Consider the following 24,918-nt stretch of genomic DNA (forward strand, 5'->3'; position numbering starts at 1 on the left):
GCCTCTTTTACCCTCCCCTGGAGGGTAAGAGCGGGCGGACAGCTCGCCCCACCGCTTAACGACGCCGGCAGTTCCTACCGCCGCACGGCATTTCGCTGTCGCCTGCACTCGCTCAACGCGCTAGGTTTGCAAGGAAAATGAGCTCGGGCGCCGCCGGCGCCCAGGGAGAGAGCCCCCGACCCATGCTGCACGATTGGGGCGTGATCGCCGCCGCCTTCGGCTATATCGGCTTCCTGTTCCTGGTGGCGAGCCACGGCGACCGCCGCTCGCCGGCCGGTCGCGGCCGGGCCTCCGGGCTGATCTATCCGCTGTCGCTGGCGATCTACTGCACGTCCTGGACCTTCTTCGGGTCGGTCGGCTTCGCGACCCGCACCTCGACCGATTTCCTCGCGATCTATGTCGGCCCGATCCTGATGATCGGGTTGGGGGCCGGGGTGCTCCGACGCGTGATCCAGCTGGCGAAAGCCCACAACATCACCTCGATCGCCGACTTCATCGGAGCCCGCTACGGCAAGAGCCAGGCGGTGGCGGCGACCGTCGCCGCAATCGCGATCATCGGCTCGGTGCCCTATATCGCGCTCCAGCTCAAGGCGGTGGCTTCTTCGCTGGGCACAATCCTGAGCGAAGACCAGGCCTTCTCGCACATCCCGATCCTCGGCGACATGGCGCTGATGGTGACGCTGACGATGGCGGCCTTCGCTGTGCTGTTCGGCACGCGACAGACCGACGCGACCGAGCACCAGCACGGCCTGATGCTGGCGATCGCGACCGAATCCATCATCAAGCTGGTCGCCTTCCTCGCCGCCGGCATCTTCGTCACCTTCTGGATGTTCTCGCCGCATGAATTGATCGAGCGCGCGATGAGGACGCCGGAAGCGGTGCGCGCCATCAATTATTCGCCGTCGATCGGCAACTTCCTGACCATGACATTGCTGTCGCTGTGCGCGATCATGCTGCTGCCGCGCCAGTTTCACGTCAGCGTGGTGGAGAATTCCTCGGATGCCGAGGTCGGCCGCGCGCGCTGGCTGTTTCCGCTCTACCTCGTCGCCATCAACCTGTTCGTGATCCCGATCGCGCTCGCCGGCCTCGTGACCTTCCCGTTCGGCACGGCCGACCCTGATATGTACGTGCTGGCCCTGCCGATCGAGAGCGGCGCGAACCTGCTCAGCGTCGCCGTCTTCGTCGGCGGGCTTTCGGCGGCAACCGCCATGGTGATCGTCGAATGCGTCGCGCTCTCCATCATGGTCTCGAACGACCTCGTGGTGCCGCTGGTGCTGAAACGTCGGCCGGAGGGGCGCGCCGGCGGGGCCGATTTCAGCAACTTCCTGCTGCGCTCGCGCCGGCTCGCGATCTTCGCCATCATGGTGATGGCCTATTTCTACTATCGCGCGCTCGGCAGCACCCAGCTCGCGGCGATCGGCCTGCTCTCCTTTGCCGCCATCGCCCAGCTCGCCCCGAGCTTCTTCGGCGGCCTGCTCTGGCGGCGCGCGACCGCGCGCGGGGCGATCGGCGGCATGCTGGTCGGGTTTGCGGTGTGGCTCTACACGCTGTTCATGCCGAGCTTCATGGATTCCTCGACGTCAGGCATCCTGCTGCTGCAGCACGGCCCGTTCGGCATCGAGGCGCTGCGGCCGCAGGCACTGTTCGGCGCCGACCTGCCGCCCCTGATGCACGGCGTGATCTGGTCGCTGTCCCTCAACATCCTGACCTATGTGCTGCTGTCGCTGGCACGCCGGCCATCCTCCATCGAGCTGCTGCAAGCCGATCTGTTCGTGCCCAATACGCTCGCACCGATCTCCCCGAGCTTCCGCCGCTGGCGCAGCACCGTCACCGTGCAGGACATCCAGACCACGGTGGCGCAATATCTCGGGCCCGACCGCGCGCGACATTCCTTCGAGGCCTTCTCGGCGCGGCGCAACGTGCGGCTGGAGCCCGGTGCGCCCGCCGATTTCGAGCTGCTGCAGCACGCCGAGCATCTGATTGCCTCCTCGATCGGCGCGGCCTCCTCCCGCCTCGTGATGTCGCTGCTGCTGCGCAAGCGGACGGTCTCCGCCAAGGCCGCGCTGAAGCTGCTCGACGATTCGCACGCCGCGCTGCATTTCAACCGCGAGATCCTGCAGACCGCGCTCAACCATGTGCGCCAGGGCATCGCCGTGTTCGACGCCGATCTGCAACTGATCTGCTCCAACCGGCAGTTCGGCGACCTCCTCAATGTGCCGCTGCATCTGATCCAGTTCGGCACGCCCTTGCGCGAGATCCTGGAGTTCATCGGCCTCGGCGATCCGAACGATCCGCTCGAGCGCGAGGCCCTGCTGGAACGGCGCCTTGCGGCCTACACCACCGACAGCGAGCCTTATCTCGAGCGGCTGCCGGAACGCCACATGGTGATCGAAGTGCTCACCAACCGCATGCCCGGCGGGGGCTTCGTCATCACTTTCACCGACGTCACGCCGAGCTTCGAAGCCGCCGAAGCGCTGGAGCGCGCCAATGCGACCCTGGAAAAGCGCGTGCGCGACCGCACCGAGGAGCTGACGCGGCTGAACTCCGAGCTGGCCATCGCCAAGAGCGCGGCGGAGGACGCCAGCATCTCCAAGACGCGTTTCCTCGCCGCCGCCAGCCACGACATCCTGCAGCCGCTGAACGCGGCGCGGCTCTACGTCACCAGCCTCGTCGAGCGCCAGCACAATGGCGAGGAGACGCGGCTGGTCGAGAACATCGACGAATCCTTGCAGGCGATCGAGGAAATCCTCGGCGCGCTGCTCGACATTTCCAGGCTCGACGCTGGCGCGATGGCGACCTCGATCTCGAGCTTCAAGATGGCCGATCTGATGCGGTCGCTGGAAATCGAGTTCGCGCCGATCGCGCGCGCCAAGGGCCTGGAGCTCGCCTTCGTGCCCTGCTCGTTGCCGGTCGAGTCGGACCGGCTCCTGCTGCGGCGCCTGCTCCAGAACCTGATCTCGAACGCGATCAAGTATACCCCGCGCGGCCGCGTGCTGGTCGGCTGCCGCCGCCGCGGCGCCTCGCTCAAGATCTGCGTCTACGACACCGGCGTCGGTATCCCCGCGGTCAAGCGAGGCGAGATCTTCAAGGAATTCCATCGCCTGGAGCAGGGGGCGCGGATCGCGCGCGGTCTGGGCCTCGGCCTCTCGATCGTGGAACGCCTGGCCCGCGTGCTCAAGCACGGCATCGCCATCGACGGCAATCGAAGCGGCGGCTCGGTCTTCTCGGTGACGGTGCCGACGGCGAAGGCGGTCACCCACACCGCGGCCGTGACCAGCGCGACGCCGCTGGCGCGCACACCGATCTCGGGCGCGCTGATCGTCTGCATCGAGAACGATGCGGCGATCCTCGACGGCATGCGCACGCTGCTCAAGGCTTGGGACGCCGAGGTGATCGCGGTCGCCGATCCCGAAGGCGCGATCGCTGCGATCGAAACCGCCGGCCGCCGCGTCACCGGCCTTCTGGTCGATTATCACCTCGATCGCGGCAACGGCATCGCCGCCATCCGCGAGATCCGCCGCCGTTTCGGCGATGGCATCCCTGCGATCCTGATCACCGCCGATCGCAGTCCCGCCGTGCAGGTCGCCGCGCGTGACGAGAAGATCGCGGTGCTCAACAAGCCGGTGAAGCCGGCTTCGCTGCGTGCCCTGCTGGGCCAGTGGCGCACGCAACAAATGGTGGCGGCGGAGTGAGGCCCCCGGGGTCAATAGTCAGTCGATACGCTGAGCGCTCGCCACCTCTCCAGCTCTTCGAGGCGGAGCTTATCGATCGCAGCGATGGCGTCGACGGCATCGCTTCCGAGCGCAATGCGCAGAGGCGGGCGCTCCATATCGGCAAGCTTCAGAACCACGGCCGCGGCTTTGGCTGGATCGCCGGGCTGCCGGCCGTCGTAATCGCGCTGCATCCTGACGGCAGCGCCGACGAGCGCATCGTATTCCGGGCGTCCTTCGCCGGTCCCATGTGCGGCTCGCGCAAAGCCGGTGCGAAAGCCGCCGGGCTCGACGATCGTGACGTTCACGCCGATCAGCGCCATCTCGCGCGCCAGCGATTCCGAAAAGCCCTCGATACCCCATTTCGCGGCCGAATAGGCGGCGCGGGCTGGGGCGCCGATCCGGCCGCCTACGGACGAGACTTGCACGATGTGGCCACGGCGCTGCCGGCGCAGCACCGGAATCGCCGCCTTGGTGACGATAATGGTGCCTATCAAATTGGCCTCGATCTGCCGCCGGAACGAGTCCAGGCCAGTATCCTCGACCGATCCGAGGTCGCCGTAGCCGGCATTGTTGACGACCACGTCGAGTCCGCCGAACGTCTCCGCAGCAAGCGCGATGGCTGCCGGCGCGGCAGCTTCATCCGTGACGTCGAGCGTTGCAAGGCACAGTCTTTCAGCGAAACGTTCCCGCAACGGTTCAAGCGGTTGGAGCGTCCGCGCAGTGGCAACCACCTGGTCGCCCGCGGCGAGTGCCGCTTCCGTGATGGCACGGCCAAGCCCGCGAGAGCTGCCGCTGATGAACCAAGTCTTCAAGCCAGTCACCGTATGTCTCAAGGCGCAAGCCGCGTGAAGACATAGTCGCGGCTCTTGGCGCGGGCTTCGTGGCAGGCGAAGCAGGTGCGGTGCTGCGCCTCGTCCACCGGCTTGCCGTTGATGAAGCGGCCAAAGCCCCAGCCGCCGGTAGCCGCGTATTTCCTGGAATCCTTCACCATCACCTGGACCGTGGTGGCGGCGCCGGGAATCGTCGCGGACGCAAACTCGGGTGACTGTTTCCGCTTCCAGGCGCGCTTGACCAGGATGGTGCCGTCCGGGAACGGCAGTTTTCCGGCCTGATAGGCATCGATGGCGGTCTGGTTGCCGACAACAGCGCGCAGCTCGTCGAGCGGCGCGGCCTCTTCGGCCGGCGCGATCAGCTCCCACCGCTTATAGCCGGCTGGAATTGTGACGCCGAAGATCGGCGAGGCGTCCGCCGCGCTCTGTTCCGCTGGCCCTTCCGCGAAGGCGATCGTGACGAGGTAGGGCATGCAGGTCAGGAGCACGACGAGGACGACCACGGTCAGCACGATCATCGTGGTGTAGAGAGATTTCTTCTTTTCGGGTTCGGCTATCGTCATGATGTTTCATCGGGCTCGATCAATGAGGCTGGACGGAGGTGCCGACGAATGCCTAGGCGCCGTCGGCGTCGATGACGGCCTTGGCGAAGGCTTGTGGCGCTTCCTGCGGCAGATTGTGGCCGACGCCGCCGGTGATCAGGCGAAACTCGTATCGGCCTGAGAACTTCTTGGCATAGGCGCTGGGATCGGGATGGGGCGCGCCGTTGGCATCGCCCTCCATCGTGATCGTCGGCACCTCGATCTGCGGAGCAGCGGCCAGCTTCTTTTCGAGAGGCTCGTATTTCGCCTCGCCCTGGGCAAGCCCGAGCCGCCAGCGGTAATTGTGGATCGTGATCGCGACGTGATCCCTGTTGTCGAGCGCCGCCGCGCTCCTGTTGAAGGTGGCGTCGTCGAACTTCCACTGCGGCGAGGCCAGCTTCCAGATCAGCTTGGCGAAATCGTGCGTGTACTTCTCGTATCCGGCCCGGCCGCGTTCGGTCGCGAAGTAGAACTGGTACCACCATTGCAGCTCCGCCTGCGGCGGCAACGGCGCGTTGCCGGCAGCCTGGCTCGAGATCAGATAGCCGCTGACCGCTACCAACGCGCGACAACGGTCCGGCCACAGCGCGGCGATGATGTCGGCGGTGCGTGCACCCCAGTCGAAGCCGGCGACGACGGCTTTCTTGATCTCGAGCTTGTCCATCAGCGCGATGATGTCCGCGGCCATGGCCACAGGCTCGCCGTTGCGCGGCGTTTCGCTGGAGAGGAAGTGCGTCGTGCCGTAGCCACGCAAGTATGGGATGATCACGCGATAGCCGGCCTTTGCCAGGAGGGGCGCGACGTCAATGAAGGCGTGAATGTCGTAGGGCCAGCCATGCAGCAGGATCGCTACCGGACCGTTCGAGGGACCCGCCTCGGCATAGCCGACGTTGAGAACGCCGGCATCGATCTGCTTGATCGCGCCGAAGGACGCATTCGATGCTTGGGATCGCTGCGGTTCCGTCTCGGCACGAGCGAACGCGATCACGCCGATGCCCGCGGCGGCGGCTCCGGTGGCGATGCCGAGAAACTGGCGGCGGTGCTGATCGATGAGCTGCTTCATGATGGTGTTACCTCGTCGTGGTTGATGATGGTGCGTCAGATCAGCGCGACCGTGACGTCGATGTTGCCGCGGACGGCCTTGGAGTAGGGGCAGGTTTGATGCGCTTCATCGATGATGCCGCGTGCGATCTCGGGGTCGAGTCCCGGCAGGCTGACATTGAGGCGCGCCCTCAGCGCGTAGGCGCCCTCGTCGAGCACGAGATCGATCTCCGCGTCGATCGCGCTTTTCCTGGGAAGGGTCACCTTCTGCTTGCGCGCGGCGAGTTCCATGGCGCCTTCGAAGCAGGCCGACCAGCCGGCCGCAAACAATTGCTCGGGATTTGTGCCGATGCCGGCCCCGCCCGGCGGCGACAGCTTGACGTCGAGGCGACCGTCGGAACTGCGCGATATGCCGTCGTGCCGGCCGCCGCTGGTGTGGGTCCGGGCCGTGTAGAGCAGTTTTGCCGTTTGCGTCATGAAGAGCTCCTTGCAGTCGCGCAAACTGACTAGCAGCGACGCGCTCCGGAGACCCGTTTGGACTTGTGAGAAGTTGTGAGGCCGGCGCAGAAGCTGATGCGAGGTCTGCAAACAAGGTCTGAGGCCGATGCAACGCAGGCCTTGCGGGATGGCTGCCCTCTGGCTATCCGGTTCGCAAATGAGCAAGATTTCGCGATGACCACGCCGACCGGGCCAAGACTCTCGTTCGGACCATTCACCGTGGCGCCACATGAAAGGCTCGTGACGCGCGACGGCCTCGCGGTGCCGCTGGGTGCGAAGGCCTTCGACGCGCTGATCGCACTGATGTCGCGGCCGAACGAGGTCGTCAGCAAATGGGATCTAATGGCGCTGGTGTGGCCCGGCATCACCGTCGAAGAGGCCAATCTGCGCTTTCACATCGCCGCTCTCCGCAAGGCGCTCGGCGACGGCAAGGACGGCGCACGCTACATCACGACGCTTTCCGGGCGCGGCTATTGCTTCGTGGCGCCGATCTCGCACACGCAGTTTGCGGCGGCGCGGCGCTCGTCCCCGCCAACGGAATTGCCGCCGGTCAAGCTGCCAAATCGGCTGCAACGGATGGTCGGGCGCGACCAGGCCGTCGCCACCATCTCCGACAAGCTTCTCACCTCGCGCTTCGTCACGATCGTCGGTCCGGGCGGCGTCGGCAAGACTGCCGTCGCGGTGGCGATCGCCCACGACCTGCTCGCGACGTTCTCCGACGCCGCGCATTTCGTCGACCTTGCCGCGCTCAGCGATCCCGATCTCGTGATCACCTCGATCCTGTTGATGCTCGGCTTGCCGGCCGAGACCGACGATCCCCTGCCCGCGCTGCTCGCGCATGTCAGGGACAAGCGGTTGCTGCTCATCCTCGACAATTGCGAGCATGTCATCGCCGCGGCGGCACCGCTGGCTTCGGCGATCTTCCACGCTGCGCCTGATGTCCACATCCTCGCCACCAGCCGCGAAGCCCTGCGCGTCGAGGGCGAGCAGGTCTATCGACTGGCGCCGCTCGCCGTACCGCCTGATAGTGCCGGGCTGAGTGCGGCGGCTGCACAGACCTATCCCGCGCTTCAGCTCTTCATCGAACGGGCGACCGCTGGCGGCGCGCAGATCGCGCTCGACGATACCAACGCCGCGACTATCGCGAGGATCTGCCGCAACCTCGACGGCATGGCCCTGGCGATCGAGCTCGCCGCCGGCCGGGTCGAAGCTTACGGCCTGGAGCAGACGGCCGCGCTGCTCGATGAGCGTCTCAATCTGCTCTGGCAGGGCCAGCGCACCGCGCCCCCGCGACAGAAGACGTTGCGGGCGACGCTGGACTGGAGCTACGGGCTGCTGTCCGACATCGAGCGCCTCGTCCTCCGCAGGCTGGCGGTCTTCGCAGGTCACTTCACCATCGACGCCGCCCTCGAGGTCGTCCCGGATGAATGTGCCGACCGCTCCCATTTGTTCGATGCCATCGACAGTCTCGTCGCCAAATCGATGGTCGCGCCGCGGCCGGTCGGCGCCATGATGCGCTACCGTCTGCTCGATACCACGCGCGCCTATCTGCTCGAGATCGAGCCGAACGACGCCGCGCTCGCCGCCCGCCACGCGACCTACTACCGGCGATGGCTGGAGCAGGCCGGCAGCACATGGGCGGCAACGCCGAACGCCGACGAACGGGCGATCCACTTCTCCGCGCTCCACAATGTGCGTGCCGCGCTGGACTGGTGCTTTGGCGCGGGCGGCGACGCCACCGCCGGCATTGCGCTCGCCGCCGCGGCAGCGCCGATCTTCCTCGCGATGTCCCTCTTGATCGAATGCCGGCGCTGGTCGGAACGGGCACTGCTTGCGATGACCCCGTCCGCGCGCGGCAGCGCCGATGAAATGCACATCCAGGCTGCCCTCGGGCTGACCCTGATGTTCACGCGCGGCGGCAGCGAGGCGGCGCGCGTGGCCTTGAGCAGGAGCCTTGCGATCGCGGAGGCGCGCGGCGACGCGCCGAACCAGCTGCAGCTGCTCGGCCGCATGCATATCTTTCACGAACGGATGGGGCAGTTCCATGCCGCGCTTGGCTATGCGCAGCAGAGCCTTGCGGTCGCGCAGCCGCTCGGCGATCCCGGCTCGATCGTCCTCGCCCATTCGCTGCTCGGGGTTTCGCTGCATCTGGCCGGCGAGCACCGCGACGCGCTGAAGATGCTGGAGGTCGCACGGCAAGGGCCGGGCGCCGAACGAATCAGCACCATCCATGGCTTCGATCATCGCAACCGGGCCGGCATCACGCTGGCGCGCGAACTCTGGTTGCAGGGCCGGCCCGCGGACGCGCGGCAGCTGGCGCAACAGACGGTGACTGAAGCCGCGCAGATGGAGCATCCGATCACGCTGTGCATCGCGTTGATCTGGGCGGTCTCGATCTCGCTCTGGGACGGCGATCTCGACGGCGCCGAGCAGAGCATCGACCAATTCATCGCGCATGCCGAATCTCGCTCGATGGGTCCCTATCTCGTGGTGGGCCGCGGCGTGAAAGGCGAACTGGCGATCCGTCGGGGAGACGCCGCGCAAGGCGTCGATACGATCATGGCTTGCCTACGCAAGCTCCACGAGGCGGGCTACGAACTGCTCACCACGACCTTCAACATCGCACTGGTTCAAGGCTTGTTGGCGCTTGGACAGGTCGAGCAGAGTGCGCGCCTGATCGACGATGCGATCCGCCTCGTCGATCAGAGCGGCGATCATCTCTACATGCCCGAGTTGCTGCGGATGAAAGGCAGAGTTCTGTTGTCGCTGCCGGAGCCCGACGCCGAGCAGGCAGAAGCCCACTTCATGCAATCCCTGGATCTCGGCCGCCGGCAAGGCGCCACGGCCTGGGAGCTGCGCGCTGCGATCGATCTCGCCGGGCTGTTTGCCGGACGCGGGCAGCGCGACGAGGCGAAGCGATGGCTCCAATCGGCGCTCGAAGGCTTTGCCGAGGGCTCCGATACGGCGGATATCAGAGCGGTCAGCGTGCTTCTGACCACGCTGTAGCGGATCACCCCGTCGGCGTGCCCTGCTTCGTCGCTTCGCTTTTCGCAATGACAGCGCTAGGTGAACCGCTATCGTCCTCAAACCAGCACCTCGGCTTGCAGACATGCCCTCGCCTTCTCGCGGCGCCTTTCGCCCGAGTTTTGCGCTTCGCGTCACGCCCTCTTGGAAGAAAGGGCGCAGGGAAGGCCGGGTGCTGACATCGCACCCGCGGTCCGCTGCGCGAAATGCACACGCAGGAAGAACCGCACAGCAGCATACAGGTGGAGCCGAACACACGGCCTTCCCTGCGCGATGGTCGGACGGCTTATGCCGTGCTCTCCCGGGAGCCGAGTTCCCTCTGGCCTCCCTCGCCCTCACGAAAGTCACCGGCACCGCGCCGGTTGGCGCAGATGCCGCATCCGCAAGCGCTTGACCCTAGCAACGACGGCCAGGACCACACGGTTTTGCCGTTACGCAACCAGCGCCGTTCGTACAACGCGGCTTGCGAGGCGCTCACGGGGCTCGGCTCAATCCATCACCCCGCCCTGCGTCTCACATCCGCGACGGCGCAAATGCGTCCACCGCAGCCCGATCCGCGGCTCGTGACGACGTACGACCGCCCCTTTCGCCGGATCAGGGTGGGCGACATTTACGTTGAATCCGAATTTCTGTAAAGCAGAATATATGGCCGCCGATCGGTTGACCCAGCCGTTGCTGTTTTGCGCGACGACGGCCCAACCCCTAGGGGTGGCTCGGTCACGTCCCTGCAAATCATGTTTCGAAGAACGCGCACATGATGTCCCGTCGTCTCCAGCAGCAGCGCGAAAAGCGGAGAGCGTCAACCGCCCGGGTTGGACGAAAAGCGGAAGTGCTTCGGCGGACGTCCCTTAGTTCTTGGGCTGCCCGAAATCGACCAGCGGTGGCGGCAACTCGATGTCCGGAATCTCGATCTTGATCTTATCCAGATCCACCTTGATCGGGGCGTCCAGCAACCCGGTGACAGTGATCGGGAATGCGATCACGACCGCAACCATGATCGCCTGCAGACCGATCCACGGCACCGCGCCCCAATAGATGTCTGAACTCTTGACTTCCCTCGGCGCCACGCCGCGCAAATAGAACAGTGCGAAGCCGAAGGGGGGATGCAGGAAGGAGGTCTGCATGTTCACGCACAGCATGATCCCAAACCAGATCAAGGCGGCATCCGCGCCGACGACAGGCGTGAGGAGCTTGAGGGCGGTCGGCGCGATCATGGGAACGATAATGAAGGCAATCTCGAAGAAGTCGAGGAAGAAGGCGACAAAGAAGATGAACAGATTGATGAAGATTAAGAAGCCCCATACACCGCCCGGCAACGATGTCAGCATGTGTTCCAGCCAGACGCCCCCGTTGCAGCCGAGAAAGACAATCGAGAAACAGGTCGATCCAATGAGGATAAAAGTCACCATGCAGGTGATGCGCATGGTGGTCTCATAACCCTGCTTTACCAGCAAGCGCAGGTCGGGAATCCTGATTACCTCGAGACACGCCCAGGCCACCGCCAGATAGGCAATCGCGAACGCCATTTTGAACGGCAGATTAGGCGTGAAGTAGATGCCGATGATGGTGCCCACGCCGGCCGCGGCCACGCCCACGAGCAAGACCTTGTGACCGGCCGAGCTGAAATCCTTGTGATGGATGACGGCGAGGACGATCGCGCCGACGGCGCCCATGGCACCCGCTTCGGTCGGCGTGGCGAGCCCCAGCATCATCGTGCCGAGCACCACGAAGATCAGAACGGCGGACGGAATGATGCCCAGAAGGCATTTGCGCCAGAGTGCCCAGCCCTTGAGCGTCCTCGCTTCCTTCGGCACCGCCGGAACATGGCCCGGTTTGACGATGCTCAGAACGAAGGTGTAGCCCGCGAACAGCGCGATCTGGAGTATCGATGGCCCCCAGGCGCCCAGATACATGTCACCCACCGACTTTCCGAGTTGGTCCGCGAGCACGATCAAAACCAGCGAGGGAGGCACCAGCTGGGTTATGGTGCCGGAGGCTGCGAGCACGCCGGTGATGTAGCGCACGTTGTAGCCGTAGCGGATCATGACCGGCATCGAGATCAGCGCCATGGCGATGACCTGCGCCGCCACTGTGCCTGTGATGGCCCCAAGGATGAAGCCGACGATGATCACGGAATAGCCGAGACCGCCGCGAACGGGGCCAAACAGCTGTCCCATCGAATCCAGCATGTCCTCTGCGAGGCCACATCGTTCGAGGATCGCGCCCATGAACGTGAAGAATGGGATGGCCAGCAGCAGCTCGTTGGACAGAACGCTGCCGTAGATGCGCTCCGGGATCGCCTGAAGGAAGCTGAACTCGAAAAATCCCAAATGGATCGCGAGAAATCCGAACGAGAGCCCGAGGGCGGCCAGCGTGAAGGCGACCGGAAAGCCGATGAGCATCGCCAGCACAAGTCCGCCGAACATCAGCGGCGGCATCATCTCGATCGTGATCATTGGGTCGGCCGCTCGTATTTCGCATCGATGGTGACTTCACCGCGCAAGGCGGCGGCGCGCTTGATGACCTCCGAGATACCCTGCAAAGCCACCATGAAGAAGCCGGCCGGCAGGACGAACTTGATCGGCCACCGCAGAAGGCCGCCTGCATTGTTGGACATTTCGCCGATGACGAACGAATTGTAGAACATCCCCCAAGACAGGTAGCTGAGGAGCAGGCAGGCAGGGACGAGGAAGACCAATGTCCCGATCAGGTCCAGCCACAGCTGGCCGCGTTCGGTGAGCATGAGATAAAGGATCTCGACGCGGACGTGCTCGTTGCGCTTAAAGGTGTAGGACGCGCCGAACATCACGATGACGGCGAACATATACCACTGCGTCTCTAGCCAGCTGTTCGAGCTGTAGCTGAAGGCGTACCGGATCATCGCATTGACAGCACTCACGACGCAGGCCGCGAGCACCAGAATATTGCAGACGTTGCCGACCTTTTCGTTCAGCCAGTCGATAGCCGTACTCATCGCCAACAATGGGCGCATCGATGCCTTGTCCCCGCTCGCTGAGTACTATCCCCCAGGCGAGCAGGACCATGGCGCTGCATCAGCTGCCTGCCACGTCTGCGCGGGAGCTAGTTGACCCCTCCTGATGCTTCCGCCCGTTCTTGCTGTCGGTTTTCGGCAAGACACGTTCAGGTCTCAGCCGCCGCGTGAAGCAGGGCCACCTTTACCGTCGGCCAATTCCCGGTCAACAGGAAAATGGACAGTTTGCCGCAGCAATGTCTAAGTTAGCGTCACTAGGCTTAATTGGGTTGACCTTCGGGGCTTACCGGCGACGCGACCGGCGGAGGACAACCTCCAGCGAGATATCGCTGCTCCAGAGGAGGATTTCGTGATCGGCGCATTCCTGGTCGTCTTGTCGATCGCTCTCCTCTGGGTCTTCCTGCCTCGCAACGGGCAGTCACATCGGTGGATGGAGCTGCCATTCTTTGAGACAGGAGTCCCCCTGGTGATCATCATGGCCTTCTCAGCTGGCCTGACGATGGTGATCGACCGCATCTTCTGACCGGTGTCGGCTGTCGAGGCGGCGCGCCTAACCCTCGACGTCGTACTGCCTGCAGAGGTGATCCCCAATCTGGACCAGCATGGCAACGCATTCAGGATAGCCCGGCCGATCAGAGGTCGCCTGATCAGCGCTGGCCCGAAACTCCCAGGATTTCCCGTCGCGGAGGATGGAAATCGTCATTCCATCGGGACAGTCGGCGTGGACCTTCAACTCGGCTCTCGCCATGGCGACGAGTTCGCTTTCAGATTTTACGGGCTTGCTCATTCGTTGGCCCTTGATCTCCTAGCGGACAACCCCAGCGGCATCATCGTCGCTCGGCATCACCCAATCGAGGGCGAGCAAGCAAGCTTCCAGCAGAACTAAAGCAATAAGGCCGCCAACCAGGCCGAAAAAGACGATGGAAAAGGTCCCCAGTAAAAGCGCACAGAAGACATCTGCAAGCACCTTAGACGTGCGATCGGATTGGGTCTGGTTGGCTGTGAAGTACGGCATCTTCATCCTCCGGGGTTTGACCCCAACTTAGCCGCGTCAGCTACTGGCGGTCTATTCCAAACGGCGGCTTGGCGGTCCAGCTAATCCATCGATCGACATGCCCACACGGGTCAAAACCGCCGAAGCTCTCATCGCACCGAATGATTGCGCTCTGCCGCGGGCCCGGACATCCACCAGTTAACGCGCAAGCGCTACCCCGTCGGCGTACCCTGCTTCCACTGGCTGCCGGCGATCTTCGCCGCGGCAATCACCGCCTGCGTCCGGCTCTCGACGCCGAGCTTTTGCAGGATCGCCGAGACATGCGCCTTGATGGTGGCCTCGGAAACACCGAGCTCGTAGGCGATCTGCTTGTTGAGCAGTCCCTCCGACAGCATCATCAGGACGCGAACCTGCTGCGGCGTCAGCGTCACCAGGCGGTCGCGCAGGCGGGTCATGTCGGGGTCGGCGGCGGCGGACAGGTCGGTATCGGCGGGGACCCAGACGTCGCCCTCCATCACCTTGAGGATGGCGTCGCGCAAGGTCTCGACCCCGAATCGCTTCGGAATGAAGCCGGACGCACCGAAATCGAGCGAACGGCGGATCGTGGCGCTGTCGTCGGAGGCCGAGACGATTACGACCGGGATCGCCGGGTATTGCGCACGCAGATAGATCAGGCCGGAGAAGCCGGAGATCCCGGGCATGGAGAGGTCGAGCAGGACCAGATCGACCTCGGAGGTCTGCTCCAGAAGCTTGGTCAGATCCTCGAAGGTGCCGGCCTCGTCGATCCGGGCCGACGGGAGAACGCCCGCCACCGCCTGCCGCAGTGCATCGCGGAACAGGGGATGATCATCGGCGATGACGAGATGGGTCGAAGGAGCGTTCATCGTTCTCTTGCTGTCGTTCGCGCCGGGTCGGCGAACAGATCCCGGGTACGTCAATTCTTCCCCCGAGCGGCCGTGGCATGCAAGTGCACATTATTCCTTTGCTGCAAAGGGGTTAATCCCCGCCCTGATGGCCCGCGCGCCGGCCCCCGATACCGCGACGTCACCTGCGCGACAGTGCGCAGGGCCGAAAGTCGTATTGGGGCCGGTTTCACGCCGATGTTACCTTGTGGCCAAGACCTGGGGCGATCCGGCATGTCCGGACGTCCGGGGCGCGAGGGAAACGCATTTTTGGGGAGCGATCCAACATGTCGACAATGGCTGTGTCTCAATCGAGCGCGCAGGGGATGACGAAGGACGAACGGTTCGTCATTCTCGCCTCCTCGCTCGGTACCGTCTTCGAGTGGTACGACTTCTATCTCTACGGCTCGCTGGCCGGCATCATCGGCGCGCAGTTCTTCTCGGCCTATCCCCCGGCAACCCGCGATATCTTCGCGCTGCTGGCGTTTGCCGCGGGCTTCCTGGTGCGTCCGTTCGGCGCGATCGTGTTCGGCCGCGTCGGCGACATCGTCGGCCGCAAATACACTTTCCTTGTCACCATCCTGATCATGGGTCTGTCGACCTTCATCGTCGGCCTGTTGCCCAACGCGGCGACCATCGGCATCGCGGCCCCGATCATCCTGATCGTGCTGCGCCTCGCCCAGGGTCTGGCGCTCGGCGGCGAATATGGCGGTGCGGCGACCTACGTCGCGGAGCATGCGCCGAACGGCAAGCGCGGCTTCTACACCTCCTTCATCCAGACCACGGCAACCCTCGGCCTGTTCCTGTCGCTGCTGGTGATTCTGTTCACCCGCACCGCGCTCGGCGAGGCCGATTTCGCGGCGTGGGGCTGGCGCATTCCGTTCCTCGTCTCCGTGCTGCTGCTCGGCATCTCGGTCTGGATCCGGCTCCGCCTCAACGAATCGCCGATCTTCCAGAAGATGAAGGAAGAGGGGAAGAGTTCGAAGGCGCCGCTGACGGAAGCCTTCGGCAATTGGCAGAACGGCAAGCTGGTGCTGCTCGCCCTGCTCGGCGGCGTCATGGGCCAGGGCGTGGTCTGGTACACCGGCCAGTTCTACGCGCTGTTCTTCCTGCAATCGATCCTGAAGGTCGACGGCTATACCGCCAACCTGCTGATTGCATGGTCGCTGCTGCTCGGCACCGGGTTCTTCATCGTGTTCGGCATGTTGTCCGACAAGATCGGCCGCAAGCCGATCATCCTCGGCGGCTGTCTGATCGCGGCGCTGACCTTCTTCCCGATCTTCAAGATGATCACGTCCAACGCCAACCCGGCGCTGGAAAAGGCCATCGAGTCGGTCAAGGTCGAGGTGGTGGCCGATCCCGCCGGCTGCGGCGATCTGTTCAACCCGGTCGGCACCCGCGTGTTCACCGCGCCTTGCGACACCGCACGCGCCTACCTGTCGCAATCGTCGGTCAGGTACACGACGACTTCGGGTCCGGCCGGCTCGGGCGTGAAGGTCGTGGTCAACGGCAAGGACGTGCCCTACGCCAACGCCAAGGACAGCAACCCGGCGGTTCTCGCCGCGGTGCAGGCGGCCGGCTATCCCAAGGCGGGTGACACCGGCATCGTGAAGATGTCGCATCCGTTCGACGTCTTCCGTCCGCAGCCGGCGGCGATCATCGGCCTGCTGTTCGTCCTGGTCCTGTTCGTGACCATGGTGTACGGCCCGATCGCGGCGATGCTGGTCGAATTGTTCCCAACCCGCATCCGCTACACCTCGATGTCGCTGCCCTACCACATCGGCAACGGCTGGTTCGGCGGCCTCCTGCCTGCCACCGCCTTCGCCATCGTGGCCTCGACAGGCGACATCTATGCCGGTCTGTGGTACCCGATCATCTTCGCCTCGATTACCGTGGTGATCGGCTTCCTGTTCCTGCCGGAAACCAAGGACGTCGACATCAAGGCGACCTGATCGCAGCAGCAATCGACGACACCAACCGGCCGCGGTCTCCGCGGCCGGTTTTGCTTTGTGTCGTTATCGATCGCTGCCGATGAATTGCAGCACGATCTCACGGCGGTGCGGGCGGCTGCGATGCTCGATCAGGTAGATCGCCTGCCAGGTGCCGAGCGCGAGCTTGCCGCTCAGGACCGGGACCTGAAGCGAAGTCTGCGTCAGCATGGTCTTGATATGGGCCGGCATGTCGTCGGGCCCCTCGGTATCATGGGTCCACCCGGCGTTCTCCGGTGCGAGCCGAGACAGCGCGGTGGTAAGGTCGACCAGCACGGAGGGATCGGCGTTCTCCTGGATCGTCAGCGAGGCCGAGGTGTGGCGGATGAACAGCGTCAATGCACCCTCGCCCGCCCGCGCCTCGGCGATGAATCGTGCGGCCTCGCTGGTCAGATCGGTGAAGCCGCGGCCAGGCGTCTGCACGGTGAGCAGTGCCGATGTGACGGTCGTGGCCTGTACGGACGATGGTGCGGAGCGGGTGACGGATCTGGCAGATGTCATGGAGGGGCCCGCATCAGATCTTCCCCGACACGTCTTTCTGCACGCGGTTGGCCATGTCGATCAGCCGCCGCCAGGCCTTTTCCAGGAACGACATCACACGGTCGACGTCCTGCTCGCTCGGCAGCGGGATCTCGATCTTGCGCTCGCCCTCGGCGACCTTGGGCTCGGGCTTCCTGAGTGGATCGGATTTCGGCAGCGCCTCGTCGATCTTGCCCGATACCGTTGGCCCCGCCGCGAGCTGTGCCTTCAGCCGCTCGACCTCGGCCTGGAGCCTGCCGATCTCGGCGTCGAGTGCGGTCCGCTCGTCGGGCACCGCGTAGCAGGCCCAACCGGCGCCGTTCCTGGTGCAGGTCGACACCGTGCCGGTGCGCGTGTCGAGCCGCAGCACGCCCTCGGGGATGGGCGTCATGCTGTAGCGGCCATTTTCGCCGTCGGGCGTAGATTGCGCGGCCGCGAGGCCGCCGCTGACTACCATCACCGCGGCCGCCGCCGCGAGCCATGATGTCGTGGATGACGTCGCAGGTCTCATCATTGTCTCCGCCCCGGCACTGCTGCGGCTGCGGTTGCAATTCTACACCCCCAGCCGGCAATCCGCCGCCAAAAAGCCGCCCCCGAAATCAACGAACGCGGCGGCTTCTTTGATCCCGCGAGCGCGGCGAAAGCACGGCTGCGTCCGCCGTTCGCAAGCAGACCTGCTGCGGTGCGGCGTCACGCTGTGTGCAGCGCTGCCGTGCGCGTCAATATCATCAAGTAAATCAAATACATAATCGGAAGCGACGCAATCGTGACTTGGCTTGACTTGATTATAGGCCATCAGTATGGTCCGCGCGGCTTTTGAGGGTGACGGGCGCAATTTCCATTCAGCCGCAGCGTTTCGGGTCTTCGTTGCATGACACAGGGCACGGGACACGGCGATGATGGAGATCGCGATAGATCGCCCGAGGAAGCCGCGCTTTCCGATCGGCTCGGAAATCTTGATCAGCGGTTGTCCGAATTTCGCGACCGCCGGGCCAAGACCGAGCAACCCGCAGGTGACGATGGAGACAAAGCGGCCAGAGCCTCGGCGATGGCGCTTGGTTTCCGACTATCCTCGGAGTTGGTCGCCGGCGTCGCTGTCGGAGCGGGGATTGGCTGGGGGTTCGACCACTTGCTGTCGACGTCGCCTTTCGGATTCATCGCGTTCCTGCTGCTGGGCTTCATCGCCGGCGTGGTGAATGTGGTGAGAACGGCAGGCGCGGGTCCGAACAGGCGCGGTGGTTCGTAATTGGCCTAGCCGGGTTAACTGTCGTGCCGCTCGCCGGCACAGCCGGCCGACCAATCTTCACTGGTCGGCTTGTCCAGCAGACGAGAGATGCCGCGCGGATGAAAATCGACCCGATCCATCAGTTCAACGTCGAACCGCTCTTCACAATCGGCCGTATCGGCGATCACACGATCGCCTTCACCAATGCCTCTCTCTACATGTTCGCCGCGGTGGGGATCATTGCGCTGCTTCTGCTCACCAGCGGCAAGCAGCTGGTTCCGGGGCGTCTGCAGTCGGTGGCCGAGCTCTCCTATGAGTTCGTGGCCAGCATGATCCGCAGCACTGCCGGAGCGGATGGCATGCGGTTCTTCCCGCTGATCTTCTCGCTCTTCATGTTCATCTGCGTCTCGAACCTCGTAGGCATCGTTCCGTACACGTTCACCGTGACGAGCCATCTCATCGTCACTGCGGCGCTGGCGCTGCTGGTGTTCTTCACGGTCCTGATCTACGGCCTCTACAAGAACGGCCTGAAGTTCCTGAAAGTGTTCGTGCCCTCGGGCGTTCCGGGCTACATCCTGCCGCTGGTCATGGCGATCGAGGTGCTGTCGTTCTTCCTGCGGCCGGTCTCGCACAGCGTTCGACTGTTCGCGAACATGCTCGCGGGCCACATCGCGCTGAAGGTGTTCGCCGGTTTCGTTGCCATGCTCGGCGCGTCTCTTGGCGTGGTCGGCTGGATCGGCGGTGTCATGCCGCTGGCGCTCGCCGTCGCGCTCACCGCGCTCGAACTGCTGGTCGCGTTCCTGCAAGCCTATGTGTTTGCGATCTTGACCTGTATCTACCTCAACGACGCCATTCACCCTGGACACTGAGTGATCCGGGTGCTTTTCCACCCACACCTGTCTTTCTTCCAAGGAGTCAAAAATGGATCCGCAAGCAGCTAAGTTTCTCGGCGCGGGCATCGCGTGCATCGGCATGGGCGGCGCCGGCATCGGCGTGGCCTTCATCTTCGGCAATTATCTGTCCGCAGCCATGCGCAACCCGGCAGCTGCTCAGGGCCAGTTCGGCAACCTGATCTTCGGCTTCGCCGTGACCGAAGCGCTCGGCATCTTCTCGCTGCTGATCGCTCTGCTGCTGCTGTTCGTCCCGCTCTGAACGCGTTTCGCGCCGCTTCCAGGTGGGAGGCGGCGCGTCTGACAGCAACAGGAGAACTCCATGGCTGAAAGTCATGGCGGCGCCAAAGGTACCGGCGCTCACACGGAGGCCGATGGCGGTCACCACGGCGGTGGCTTTCCGCCTTTCGAGAGCAGCACCTTTGCTTCGCAACTGGTGTCGCTCGCGATCGCCTTCGTCGCGCTGTATCTGATCGTCTCCCGGTTCGCGCTGCCGCGTGTCGGGGGTGCGATCGAGGCGCGTCAGAACAAGATCGAGGGCGATCTCGCCGAAGCGCAGAAGCTGAAGGACCAGTCCGAGGCGGCGCTCAAGGCCTATGAAGGCGAGCTCGCGTCGGCGCGCGCGCGTGCACAGGCGATCGGCAACGAATCCCGCGAGAAGGCGAATGCGCAGGCGGAAGCCGAACGCAAGGCGCTGGAAGAGCAACTGTCCGCCAAGCTCGCCGAGGCGGAGAAGACCATTGCCTCGACCCGCGCGACCGCCATGAGCAACGTCCGCGGCATCGCGGCCGATGCAGCCGGCACCATCGTTCAGCAGCTCACGGGCGTCGTTCCGGATGCAGCGTCGGTCAATGCCGCCGTTGATGCGACCTTGAAGGGTTAGTCTCGATGTTCTTCACACCTGAGTTTTGGGTCGCCGTTGCCTTCGTGATTCTGATGGTGATCTTCGCCTATGTGGGGGTGTTCAAGACGGCGATGTCGGCGCTCGATCATCGCGCCGCTCGTATCAAGGCCGAGCTGGACGAGGCGGCGCGCCTCAAGCAGGAGGCCACCAAGGTGCTCGCCGACTACAAGGCGCGCACTGCCGGTGCCGAGCGCGAGGCCGCCGACATCATCGCCAACGCGAATGCCGAAGCGGAGCGCATCGCAGCAGAGGCCAAGGCGAAATTGGAAGATTTCGTCACCCGCCGCACCAAGACCGCCGAGGGCAAGATCGCACTCGCCGAGGCTCAGGCTCTCGCGGACGTCCGGGCAGCCGCCGCGGAAGCCGCCGTGCAGGCTGCCTCCACGATCCTGTCGCAGTCGGTCAAGGGCCAGATCGCCGACGACCTGCTCGCCAAGGGCATCAACGAAGTCAGGCAGAAGCTGAACTGAGGGATTTGCCTTACCCAATCAAAAAGCCGGCGCGACGAGCGCCGGCTTTTTTGTCTGTCGGGTAACAGCATCCACAAGTGCGGTATCATCACCCACCTTGTGCGCACTTGCGCACTGGGGCGGGTGATCCATTGCGCCGAGGCTTCTCAGTTCAAGCACCGCGGCCTCTGGAATACTGGATTGCCCGCCTTCGCGGGCAATGACAGCTGACATTGCCGCAAGATCTCCCCTACTTCTTCTTCTTCCCTCTCGGCTCCGGCGAGAGCGCCTGCGGGTCGAAGCCGACATAGAAGATGTAGGTATCGGCGACCGCGGGCGCCGGCACCGGATAGGCCAGATCCTCGGCGACGAAGGTGAAGGGCACGCTGCCGCCTTCCGACATCGCCACCGTGGTCCGGTAGGCCTTCGAGGCGATCACCTTCTCGCCGACGCCGCCCTGCACGACGGCGATGCGCAGCGGCACCTCGACGGAGGCAGGCGCCCCGGCGGGGCCGGCGATGACGCGGCCCTGGATGCCGATCCGGGCGGTGATGCCGGCACTGCTGCGCAAGCATTCGCGCGCCATCTTGGTGATCGAGGCCTGGAAGCGGATGTCATTGCCGACCGCCGGCTTGCCGCTGGCGCCGACCGCGTAGGTCGAGGCGCCCGCGCGCACCGTGACCTGCGGGCAATCGACGTCGTCTTCGGCCGGCTGCCCGGGCGCAGGCGCCGGCTTCGGCTCCGCCGGCTCGTCGGACTTGCCGCCGAACAGGCTCTTGAAGCGGTCGGTCAACGACTGTGCCGCCACCGGCGAGACGGAGGCGAGCCCGACCGATAATGCCAGCACGACCGCTGCGCCCCGCCGCAACCTCGTTCGCGATGACCGAAGCTCCTGCACCATCAACACCCGTACTCCATGACAATGTTCCGGCCGGGTTATATCGCCAATATCGGCGAACCCAAGGCGGCAAAAAGGGATTTGGCTGCATCCATCAGGCTGCTCAGCCGCGGAAGTCCTCGTGCAGCAGGCCGAACAGCAGGTGATCCTGCCAGACCCCGTTGATGCAGAGATAGCGGCGCGCCAGGCCCTCGCGCGAGAAGCCGCACTTCTCCAGCACCCGGATCGACGGCGCATTGGTCGGGATGCAGGCGGCCTCGACCCGGTGCAGATTGAGCTCGCCGAACAGCGTCGGCAGCAGCACCCGCAGTGCGGCCGTCATGTAGCCGCGATGGGCATAAGGCTGGCCGACCCAATAGCCGATGGTCCCGGCCTGCACGATGCCACGCCGGACATTGGCGAGCGTGATGCCGCCGACCAGGGCGCCGTCGAGCTCGCGGAAGATCAGAAAGGGATAGGAGCGGTCCGCGGCAATGTCCTCGGCATAGCGGCGCAGGCGGCGGCGGAAGCCGGAGCGGGTGAGATCGTCGGACGGCCAGATCGGCTCCCAAGGCGTGAGATAGTCGCGGCTGGTCTCGCGCAAATGAGCCCATTGCAGGAAGTCGGACATTTGCGGCGCGCGCAGGAGCAGCCCGTTGCCGCGCGGCGCCAGGGCGGCGGGTCCACTGGATGGCAGGCGAAAGAGGGCCATGGTGATGCTTCCCCGGGCGAGGCCCGCACGCGGCTCTTAGTGCAGCCGCGCCTTGGCGCGCGCCCGTGTCAATCCTTCCGCAAAAGACACCGCCGTGTCCAGACCCCTGCCGCTGCCCAATGCGACGACCGCAGGCCGGCTGCGCGACAGCAGCGCACGGGCCGCGTCCCGGGTCGATTCGATGCTGACGGCGTCGATCCGGGCAACCAGTTCCTGCACTGTCTGCGGCCGCCCGTAGGCCAGCACATGCCGGGCGAGCTGCTCGGCGCGGGAGGAGCAGCTCTCCAGCGCCATCAGCAACCCCGCCTTCATCTGTGCCTTGGCTCGGGCGATCTCGGCGTCGGTCAGCGTCTCCACCGATTCGTTCATGATGTCGACCACGACCTCCATCATCTCCGGCGCGTCGGCGGGATCGGTGCCGGTATAGAGGCCGAAAAAGCCGGTATCGGTGTAGGGGGCGTGGAAGGTGTAGATAGAGTAGCAGAGGCCGCGCTTCTCGCGCACCTCCTGGAACAGGCGCGACGACATTCCGCCGCCGAGGACATTGGTGAAGACCTGCAGCGAGAACAGCGAAGGATCGGTCTGAGGCACCCCCTCGAGCGCCAGCGTCAGATGCGCCTGCTCGAGCTCGCGATGCACCACCTTGGCGCCGCCCTGGCCGAACCGAGCGGCCTGCGGCTTCGGCCCGGGCGTACCCTCGAAGCTCGCAAAACGCTTTTCGACCTCGGCGACGACCTGACCGTGGTCGACCGCCCCGGCCGCGGCCACCACCATGTCGGGCCCGCGATAATGCGTCGACAGATAGCCACGCAGCATGTCGCGGTTGAAGGCGCGCAGCGTCTTGGCGGTGCCGAGCAGCGAACGGCCCATCGGCTGGTCGGGATAGCAGAGCTCGTTCAGATGCTCGAACACGACGTCATCGGGCGTGTCCTGCGCGGCACCGATCTCCTGCACGATGACGTTCTTCTCGCGCTCCAGCTCGTCGGGCTCGAAGGCGGGATTGGCAAGGATGTCGGCGAGCACGTCGAGCGCGAGCGGCACGTCGGCCTTCAGCACCCGCGCGTAATAGGACGTGGTCTCGGTCGAGGTGCCGGCATTGAGGTCGCCGCCGACCGCCTCGATCTCCTCGACGATCTCGCGCGAGGAGCGCCTGGTCGTGCCCTTGAACGCCATGTGTTCCAACAGATGCGAGATGCCGTGCTCGTTCGGCTTCTCGTCGCGTCCGCCGACGCCGGCCCAGACACCGAGCGCCGCCGTCTCGAGGTGGGGCATCTCGTCGGTGACGACGGTGAGGCCGGAGGCAAGCTTGGACATCTCGACGCTCATCCGGCAACTCCCTGCTTTGCGGCGCGGCTGGCGGACAGCACGAACCGCTCGAGCTCGACCTGATCGTTCTTCATCACCCTCATGTGTTCGGATTTGGTCATCAGGCCGTCGAGCCAGGCCGGCAATTGCGGCCGCTGGCCGCAAGCCGCCTCGACGGCGTCGGGGAACTTGGCCGGATGGGCGGTGGAGAGCACGATGCTCGGCACCTTCGTATCGGTGGTGTCGCGGTCCGCGACGGCGAGCGCCACGGCGGTATGAGGATCGACCAGCTCGCCTGCTTCGCGCCAGGCGGCGCGGATCGCAGCCGCAGTCTCGGTCTCGTCGGCGCGCCCGGCATCGAACTCCTCGCGGATCGCGGCGAGTGTCGCATCGGGCAGCACGAAGCGGCCGGACTGCTTCAGCTGTTCCATCAGGCGGCGCACGCCGGCGCCATCGCGCCGGCCGGCCTCGAACAGCAGCCGTTCGAAGTTCGAGGAGATCTGGATGTCCATCGACGGCGATGCCGTCGCGTGCACCTCGCGCACCTCGTAGATGCCGGTCTTCAGCGTGCGCGCCAGGATGTCGTTGACGTTGGCGGCGATGCGCAGGGTGCGCACCGGCAGCCCCATGCGCTTGGCGACGTAGCCGGCGAAGATATCGCCGAAATTGCCCGTCGGAACGACGAAATCGACCGCGCGCGCCGGAGCACCGACCGCGACGGCAGAGGTGAAATAGTAGACCACCTGCGCGACGATGCGCGCCCAGTTGATGGAATTGACGCCGGAGAGCGAGGTCGCATCGCGGAAGCGATGGTTGTTGAACATCCCCTTCACGAGCGCCTGGCAGTCGTCGAAGGTGCCCTCGATGGCGAGCGCATGGACGTTGGCCGCGCCCGTCGTGGTCATCATCCGCCGCTGCACCTCGGAGATGCGGCCGTGCGGAAACAGCACGATTAGATCGACGTTCTCGAGGCCCGCAAAGGCTTCGACCGCGGCGCCGCCGGTATCGCCTGACGTCGCGACCACGATGGTGGTGCGCTGGCCGCGCTTTTCTAGCACATGGTCCATCAGCCGCGAGATCAGCTGCATCGCCACGTCCTTGAAGGCGAGCGTCGGACCGTGGAACAGCTCCAGCACGAACTGGTGCGGGGACATCTGGCGCAGCGGCACCACCGCAGGATGGCGGAAGGTGGCATAGGCCTCGTTCGCCATGCGCCCGAGCTCGGCGTCGGAAATCTCGCCACCGGCGAAGGGACGAATCACGTCGACCGCGACCTCCCAATAGGGGCGGCCGAAGAAGCCGGCGATCGTCTCGCTCGGAAGCTGTGGCCACACCGCCGGCACATACAGGCCGCCGTCGCGGGCAAGCCCGGTCAGCATCACGTCACAAAAGCCGAGTTCGGGGGCTTCGCCCCGGGTCGAGATATAGCGAGTCAAACTGCCCTCCAAAGGCGGCCGGGCCGGAGCTCGACCCT

Annotated in this window: 26 protein-coding genes; 9 read left to right on the forward strand and 17 right to left on the reverse strand. The window is 64.9% G+C overall.

Translation table 11 applies throughout. The features are described 5' to 3' along the window. Window positions 1-182: 182 nt before the first annotated feature. Window positions 183-3,692 (forward strand): PAS domain-containing hybrid sensor histidine kinase/response regulator, encoded by a 3,510-nt coding sequence (locus I6F16_RS27425; protein WP_225113014.1) that lies wholly within the window; start codon window positions 183-185, stop codon window positions 3,690-3,692. An 11-nt stretch (window positions 3,693-3,703) separates the two neighbouring features. On the opposite strand, the gene I6F16_RS27430 is transcribed toward I6F16_RS27425, so the two are convergent. The 4 genes from I6F16_RS27430 to I6F16_RS27445 are packed head-to-tail and all read right to left on the reverse strand — an operon-like array spanning window position 3,704 to window position 6,642. Beyond that, the gene (locus tag I6F16_RS27430; RefSeq protein WP_035996659.1) at window positions 3,704-4,525 is read right to left on the reverse strand and encodes an SDR family NAD(P)-dependent oxidoreductase; all 822 of its coding nucleotides are present in this window, start codon (window positions 4,523-4,525) and stop codon (window positions 3,704-3,706) included. Between the two features lie 17 nt (window positions 4,526-4,542). Next, window positions 4,543-5,106, reverse strand: a complete 564-nt coding sequence (locus tag I6F16_RS27435; protein ID WP_225113013.1) for a cytochrome P460 family protein — start codon at window positions 5,104-5,106, stop codon at window positions 4,543-4,545. Between the two features lie 52 nt (window positions 5,107-5,158). Continuing rightward, the gene (locus I6F16_RS27440; protein ID WP_225174171.1) at window positions 5,159-6,187 is read right to left on the reverse strand and encodes an alpha/beta hydrolase; all 1,029 of its coding nucleotides are present in this window, start codon (window positions 6,185-6,187) and stop codon (window positions 5,159-5,161) included. Between the two features lie 35 nt (window positions 6,188-6,222). Continuing rightward, on the reverse strand, window positions 6,223-6,642 hold the full coding sequence (locus I6F16_RS27445) for an organic hydroperoxide resistance protein (RefSeq protein ID WP_035996651.1): 420 nt from the start codon (window positions 6,640-6,642) through the stop codon (window positions 6,223-6,225). A gap of 195 nt (window positions 6,643-6,837) precedes the next feature. Here I6F16_RS27445 and I6F16_RS27450 point away from each other — a divergent pair, with 195 nt between their 5' ends. Beyond that, on the forward strand, window positions 6,838-9,669 hold the full coding sequence (locus I6F16_RS27450; protein WP_225113011.1) for a tetratricopeptide repeat protein: 2,832 nt from the start codon (window positions 6,838-6,840) through the stop codon (window positions 9,667-9,669). A gap of 866 nt (window positions 9,670-10,535) precedes the next feature. Here the strand turns inward: I6F16_RS27450 and I6F16_RS27455 are convergent. Both I6F16_RS27455 and I6F16_RS27460 read right to left on the reverse strand, forming a co-directional pair. Beyond that, a complete protein-coding gene (locus I6F16_RS27455) occupies window positions 10,536-12,143 on the reverse strand; it encodes a TRAP transporter large permease subunit (RefSeq protein ID WP_036020598.1) in 1,608 nt (535 codons plus the stop codon). Further along, window positions 12,140-12,679 (reverse strand): TRAP transporter small permease subunit, encoded by a 540-nt coding sequence (locus I6F16_RS27460; RefSeq protein WP_036020596.1) that lies wholly within the window; start codon window positions 12,677-12,679, stop codon window positions 12,140-12,142. Before I6F16_RS27460 ends, I6F16_RS27455 begins: the two co-directional genes overlap by 4 nt. Window positions 12,680-13,028: 349 nt before the next feature. Here I6F16_RS27460 and I6F16_RS27465 point away from each other — a divergent pair, with 349 nt between their 5' ends. Next, the gene (locus tag I6F16_RS27465) at window positions 13,029-13,202 is read left to right on the forward strand and encodes a hypothetical protein (protein WP_157785976.1); all 174 of its coding nucleotides are present in this window, start codon (window positions 13,029-13,031) and stop codon (window positions 13,200-13,202) included. Between the two features lie 27 nt (window positions 13,203-13,229). Here the strand turns inward: I6F16_RS27465 and I6F16_RS27470 are convergent, their stop codons facing one another. The 3 genes from I6F16_RS27470 to I6F16_RS27480 form a co-directional block, all read right to left on the reverse strand. Then, complete coding sequence (locus I6F16_RS27470) at window positions 13,230-13,466, reverse strand: hypothetical protein (protein ID WP_025033504.1); 237 nt, start codon at window positions 13,464-13,466, stop codon at window positions 13,230-13,232. Between the two features lie 18 nt (window positions 13,467-13,484). Then, window positions 13,485-13,694 (reverse strand): hypothetical protein, encoded by a 210-nt coding sequence (locus I6F16_RS27475; protein WP_036020622.1) that lies wholly within the window; start codon window positions 13,692-13,694, stop codon window positions 13,485-13,487. A gap of 191 nt (window positions 13,695-13,885) precedes the next feature. Then, complete coding sequence (locus tag I6F16_RS27480; RefSeq protein ID WP_225113010.1) at window positions 13,886-14,557, reverse strand: response regulator transcription factor; 672 nt, start codon at window positions 14,555-14,557, stop codon at window positions 13,886-13,888. 344 nt (window positions 14,558-14,901) lie between these two features. Between I6F16_RS27480 and I6F16_RS27485 the strand changes: the two genes are divergently transcribed. Next, window positions 14,902-16,527, forward strand: coding sequence for an MFS transporter (locus tag I6F16_RS27485; protein WP_225113051.1), 1,626 nt, complete (start codon window positions 14,902-14,904; stop codon window positions 16,525-16,527). Between the two features lie 63 nt (window positions 16,528-16,590). Here I6F16_RS27485 and I6F16_RS27490 read toward each other — a convergent pair whose 3' ends face one another. Genes I6F16_RS27490 through I6F16_RS27500 form a run of 3 tightly spaced genes read right to left on the reverse strand, consistent with a single transcriptional unit; the run spans window position 16,591 to window position 17,878 of the window. Then, window positions 16,591-17,064 carry a secondary thiamine-phosphate synthase enzyme YjbQ gene (locus tag I6F16_RS27490; protein ID WP_225113009.1) on the reverse strand — a complete coding sequence of 158 codons (474 nt, stop codon included), beginning with the start codon at window positions 17,062-17,064 and terminating at the stop codon, window positions 16,591-16,593. 13 nt (window positions 17,065-17,077) lie between these two features. Beyond that, window positions 17,078-17,593 carry a hypothetical protein gene (locus I6F16_RS27495; RefSeq protein WP_036020619.1) on the reverse strand — a complete coding sequence of 172 codons (516 nt, stop codon included), beginning with the start codon at window positions 17,591-17,593 and terminating at the stop codon, window positions 17,078-17,080. A gap of 42 nt (window positions 17,594-17,635) precedes the next feature. Next, a complete protein-coding gene (locus I6F16_RS27500; protein ID WP_162130829.1) occupies window positions 17,636-17,878 on the reverse strand; it encodes a hypothetical protein in 243 nt (80 codons plus the stop codon). Between the two features lie 75 nt (window positions 17,879-17,953). Here I6F16_RS27500 and I6F16_RS27505 point away from each other — a divergent pair, with 75 nt between their 5' ends. The 5 genes from I6F16_RS27505 to I6F16_RS27525 all read left to right on the forward strand — a co-directional run bounded on the left by I6F16_RS27505 (window position 17,954) and on the right by I6F16_RS27525 (window position 20,571). After that, the gene (locus tag I6F16_RS27505) at window positions 17,954-18,328 is read left to right on the forward strand and encodes an AtpZ/AtpI family protein (protein ID WP_036020584.1); all 375 of its coding nucleotides are present in this window, start codon (window positions 17,954-17,956) and stop codon (window positions 18,326-18,328) included. 98 nt (window positions 18,329-18,426) lie between these two features. Continuing rightward, complete coding sequence (locus I6F16_RS27510) at window positions 18,427-19,176, forward strand: F0F1 ATP synthase subunit A (protein WP_225113008.1); 750 nt, start codon at window positions 18,427-18,429, stop codon at window positions 19,174-19,176. A gap of 52 nt (window positions 19,177-19,228) precedes the next feature. Next, a complete protein-coding gene (locus I6F16_RS27515) occupies window positions 19,229-19,459 on the forward strand; it encodes a F0F1 ATP synthase subunit C (protein WP_008541273.1) in 231 nt (76 codons plus the stop codon). A gap of 60 nt (window positions 19,460-19,519) precedes the next feature. After that, window positions 19,520-20,080 carry a F0F1 ATP synthase subunit B gene (locus tag I6F16_RS27520; RefSeq protein WP_036040220.1) on the forward strand — a complete coding sequence of 187 codons (561 nt, stop codon included), beginning with the start codon at window positions 19,520-19,522 and terminating at the stop codon, window positions 20,078-20,080. Between the two features lie 5 nt (window positions 20,081-20,085). Then, a complete protein-coding gene (locus tag I6F16_RS27525) occupies window positions 20,086-20,571 on the forward strand; it encodes an ATP F0F1 synthase subunit B (protein ID WP_035996616.1) in 486 nt (161 codons plus the stop codon). Between the two features lie 18 nt (window positions 20,572-20,589). On the opposite strand, the gene I6F16_RS27530 is transcribed toward I6F16_RS27525, so the two are convergent. The 5 genes from I6F16_RS27530 to thrC form a co-directional block, all read right to left on the reverse strand. Continuing rightward, window positions 20,590-20,784 carry a hypothetical protein gene (locus I6F16_RS27530; RefSeq protein WP_157783945.1) on the reverse strand — a complete coding sequence of 65 codons (195 nt, stop codon included), beginning with the start codon at window positions 20,782-20,784 and terminating at the stop codon, window positions 20,590-20,592. A gap of 16 nt (window positions 20,785-20,800) precedes the next feature. Further along, entirely contained in the window at window positions 20,801-21,451 is a 651-nt protein-coding gene (locus tag I6F16_RS27535) for a hypothetical protein (protein ID WP_225113050.1), read from the reverse strand. A 100-nt stretch (window positions 21,452-21,551) separates the two neighbouring features. Continuing rightward, on the reverse strand, window positions 21,552-22,139 hold the full coding sequence (locus tag I6F16_RS27540; protein WP_035996611.1) for a GNAT family protein: 588 nt from the start codon (window positions 22,137-22,139) through the stop codon (window positions 21,552-21,554). Window positions 22,140-22,175: 36 nt separating this feature from the next. Continuing rightward, entirely contained in the window at window positions 22,176-23,465 is a 1,290-nt protein-coding gene (locus I6F16_RS27545; RefSeq protein WP_036040217.1) for a pitrilysin family protein, read from the reverse strand. Continuing rightward, window positions 23,462-24,880 carry a threonine synthase gene (thrC, locus tag I6F16_RS27550; RefSeq protein WP_036040215.1) on the reverse strand — a complete coding sequence of 473 codons (1,419 nt, stop codon included), beginning with the start codon at window positions 24,878-24,880 and terminating at the stop codon, window positions 23,462-23,464. The genes I6F16_RS27545 and thrC overlap by 4 nt, the downstream gene beginning before the upstream one ends. Window positions 24,881-24,918 lie beyond the last annotated feature (38 nt).

It is taken from the genome of Bradyrhizobium sp. IC4060, from assembly GCF_020193715.1.
GTDB classification, from domain to species: domain Bacteria; phylum Pseudomonadota; class Alphaproteobacteria; order Rhizobiales; family Xanthobacteraceae; genus Bradyrhizobium; species Bradyrhizobium yuanmingense.

What these genes read in the sequence shown, in the direction of transcription:
- I6F16_RS27525 (WP_035996616.1), top strand. Translation starts at nt 20,086, where the DNA reads ATGTTCTTCACACCTGAGTTTTGGGTCGCCGTTGCCTTCGTGATTCTG.
- I6F16_RS27485 (WP_225113051.1), top strand. Translation starts at nt 14,902, where the DNA reads ATGACGAAGGACGAACGGTTCGTCATTCTCGCCTCCTCGCTCGGTACC.
- I6F16_RS27500 (WP_162130829.1), bottom strand. Translation starts at nt 17,878, where the DNA reads ATGGCCTATAATCAAGTCAAGCCAAGTCACGATTGCGTCGCTTCCGAT.
- I6F16_RS27490 (WP_225113009.1), bottom strand. Translation starts at nt 17,064, where the DNA reads ATGACATCTGCCAGATCCGTCACCCGCTCCGCACCATCGTCCGTACAG.
- I6F16_RS27435 (WP_225113013.1), bottom strand. Translation starts at nt 5,106, where the DNA reads ATGACGATAGCCGAACCCGAAAAGAAGAAATCTCTCTACACCACGATG.
- I6F16_RS27515 (WP_008541273.1), top strand. Translation starts at nt 19,229, where the DNA reads ATGGATCCGCAAGCAGCTAAGTTTCTCGGCGCGGGCATCGCGTGCATC.
- I6F16_RS27445 (WP_035996651.1), bottom strand. Translation starts at nt 6,642, where the DNA reads ATGACGCAAACGGCAAAACTGCTCTACACGGCCCGGACCCACACCAGC.
- I6F16_RS27530 (WP_157783945.1), bottom strand. Translation starts at nt 20,784, where the DNA reads ATGTCAGCTGTCATTGCCCGCGAAGGCGGGCAATCCAGTATTCCAGAG.
- I6F16_RS27540 (WP_035996611.1), bottom strand. Translation starts at nt 22,139, where the DNA reads ATGGCCCTCTTTCGCCTGCCATCCAGTGGACCCGCCGCCCTGGCGCCG.
- I6F16_RS27510 (WP_225113008.1), top strand. Translation starts at nt 18,427, where the DNA reads ATGAAAATCGACCCGATCCATCAGTTCAACGTCGAACCGCTCTTCACA.
- I6F16_RS27505 (WP_036020584.1), top strand. Translation starts at nt 17,954, where the DNA reads ATGACACAGGGCACGGGACACGGCGATGATGGAGATCGCGATAGATCG.
- I6F16_RS27495 (WP_036020619.1), bottom strand. Translation starts at nt 17,593, where the DNA reads ATGAGACCTGCGACGTCATCCACGACATCATGGCTCGCGGCGGCGGCC.
- I6F16_RS27440 (WP_225174171.1), bottom strand. Translation starts at nt 6,187, where the DNA reads ATGAAGCAGCTCATCGATCAGCACCGCCGCCAGTTTCTCGGCATCGCC.
- I6F16_RS27520 (WP_036040220.1), top strand. Translation starts at nt 19,520, where the DNA reads ATGGCTGAAAGTCATGGCGGCGCCAAAGGTACCGGCGCTCACACGGAG.
- I6F16_RS27480 (WP_225113010.1), bottom strand. Translation starts at nt 14,557, where the DNA reads ATGAACGCTCCTTCGACCCATCTCGTCATCGCCGATGATCATCCCCTG.
- I6F16_RS27475 (WP_036020622.1), bottom strand. Translation starts at nt 13,694, where the DNA reads ATGCCGTACTTCACAGCCAACCAGACCCAATCCGATCGCACGTCTAAG.
- I6F16_RS27545 (WP_036040217.1), bottom strand. Translation starts at nt 23,465, where the DNA reads ATGAGCGTCGAGATGTCCAAGCTTGCCTCCGGCCTCACCGTCGTCACC.
- I6F16_RS27535 (WP_225113050.1), bottom strand. Translation starts at nt 21,451, where the DNA reads ATGGTGCAGGAGCTTCGGTCATCGCGAACGAGGTTGCGGCGGGGCGCA.
- I6F16_RS27455 (WP_036020598.1), bottom strand. Translation starts at nt 12,143, where the DNA reads ATGATCACGATCGAGATGATGCCGCCGCTGATGTTCGGCGGACTTGTG.
- I6F16_RS27425 (WP_225113014.1), top strand. Translation starts at nt 183, where the DNA reads ATGCTGCACGATTGGGGCGTGATCGCCGCCGCCTTCGGCTATATCGGC.
- I6F16_RS27450 (WP_225113011.1), top strand. Translation starts at nt 6,838, where the DNA reads ATGACCACGCCGACCGGGCCAAGACTCTCGTTCGGACCATTCACCGTG.
- I6F16_RS27460 (WP_036020596.1), bottom strand. Translation starts at nt 12,679, where the DNA reads ATGCGCCCATTGTTGGCGATGAGTACGGCTATCGACTGGCTGAACGAA.
- I6F16_RS27470 (WP_025033504.1), bottom strand. Translation starts at nt 13,466, where the DNA reads ATGAGCAAGCCCGTAAAATCTGAAAGCGAACTCGTCGCCATGGCGAGA.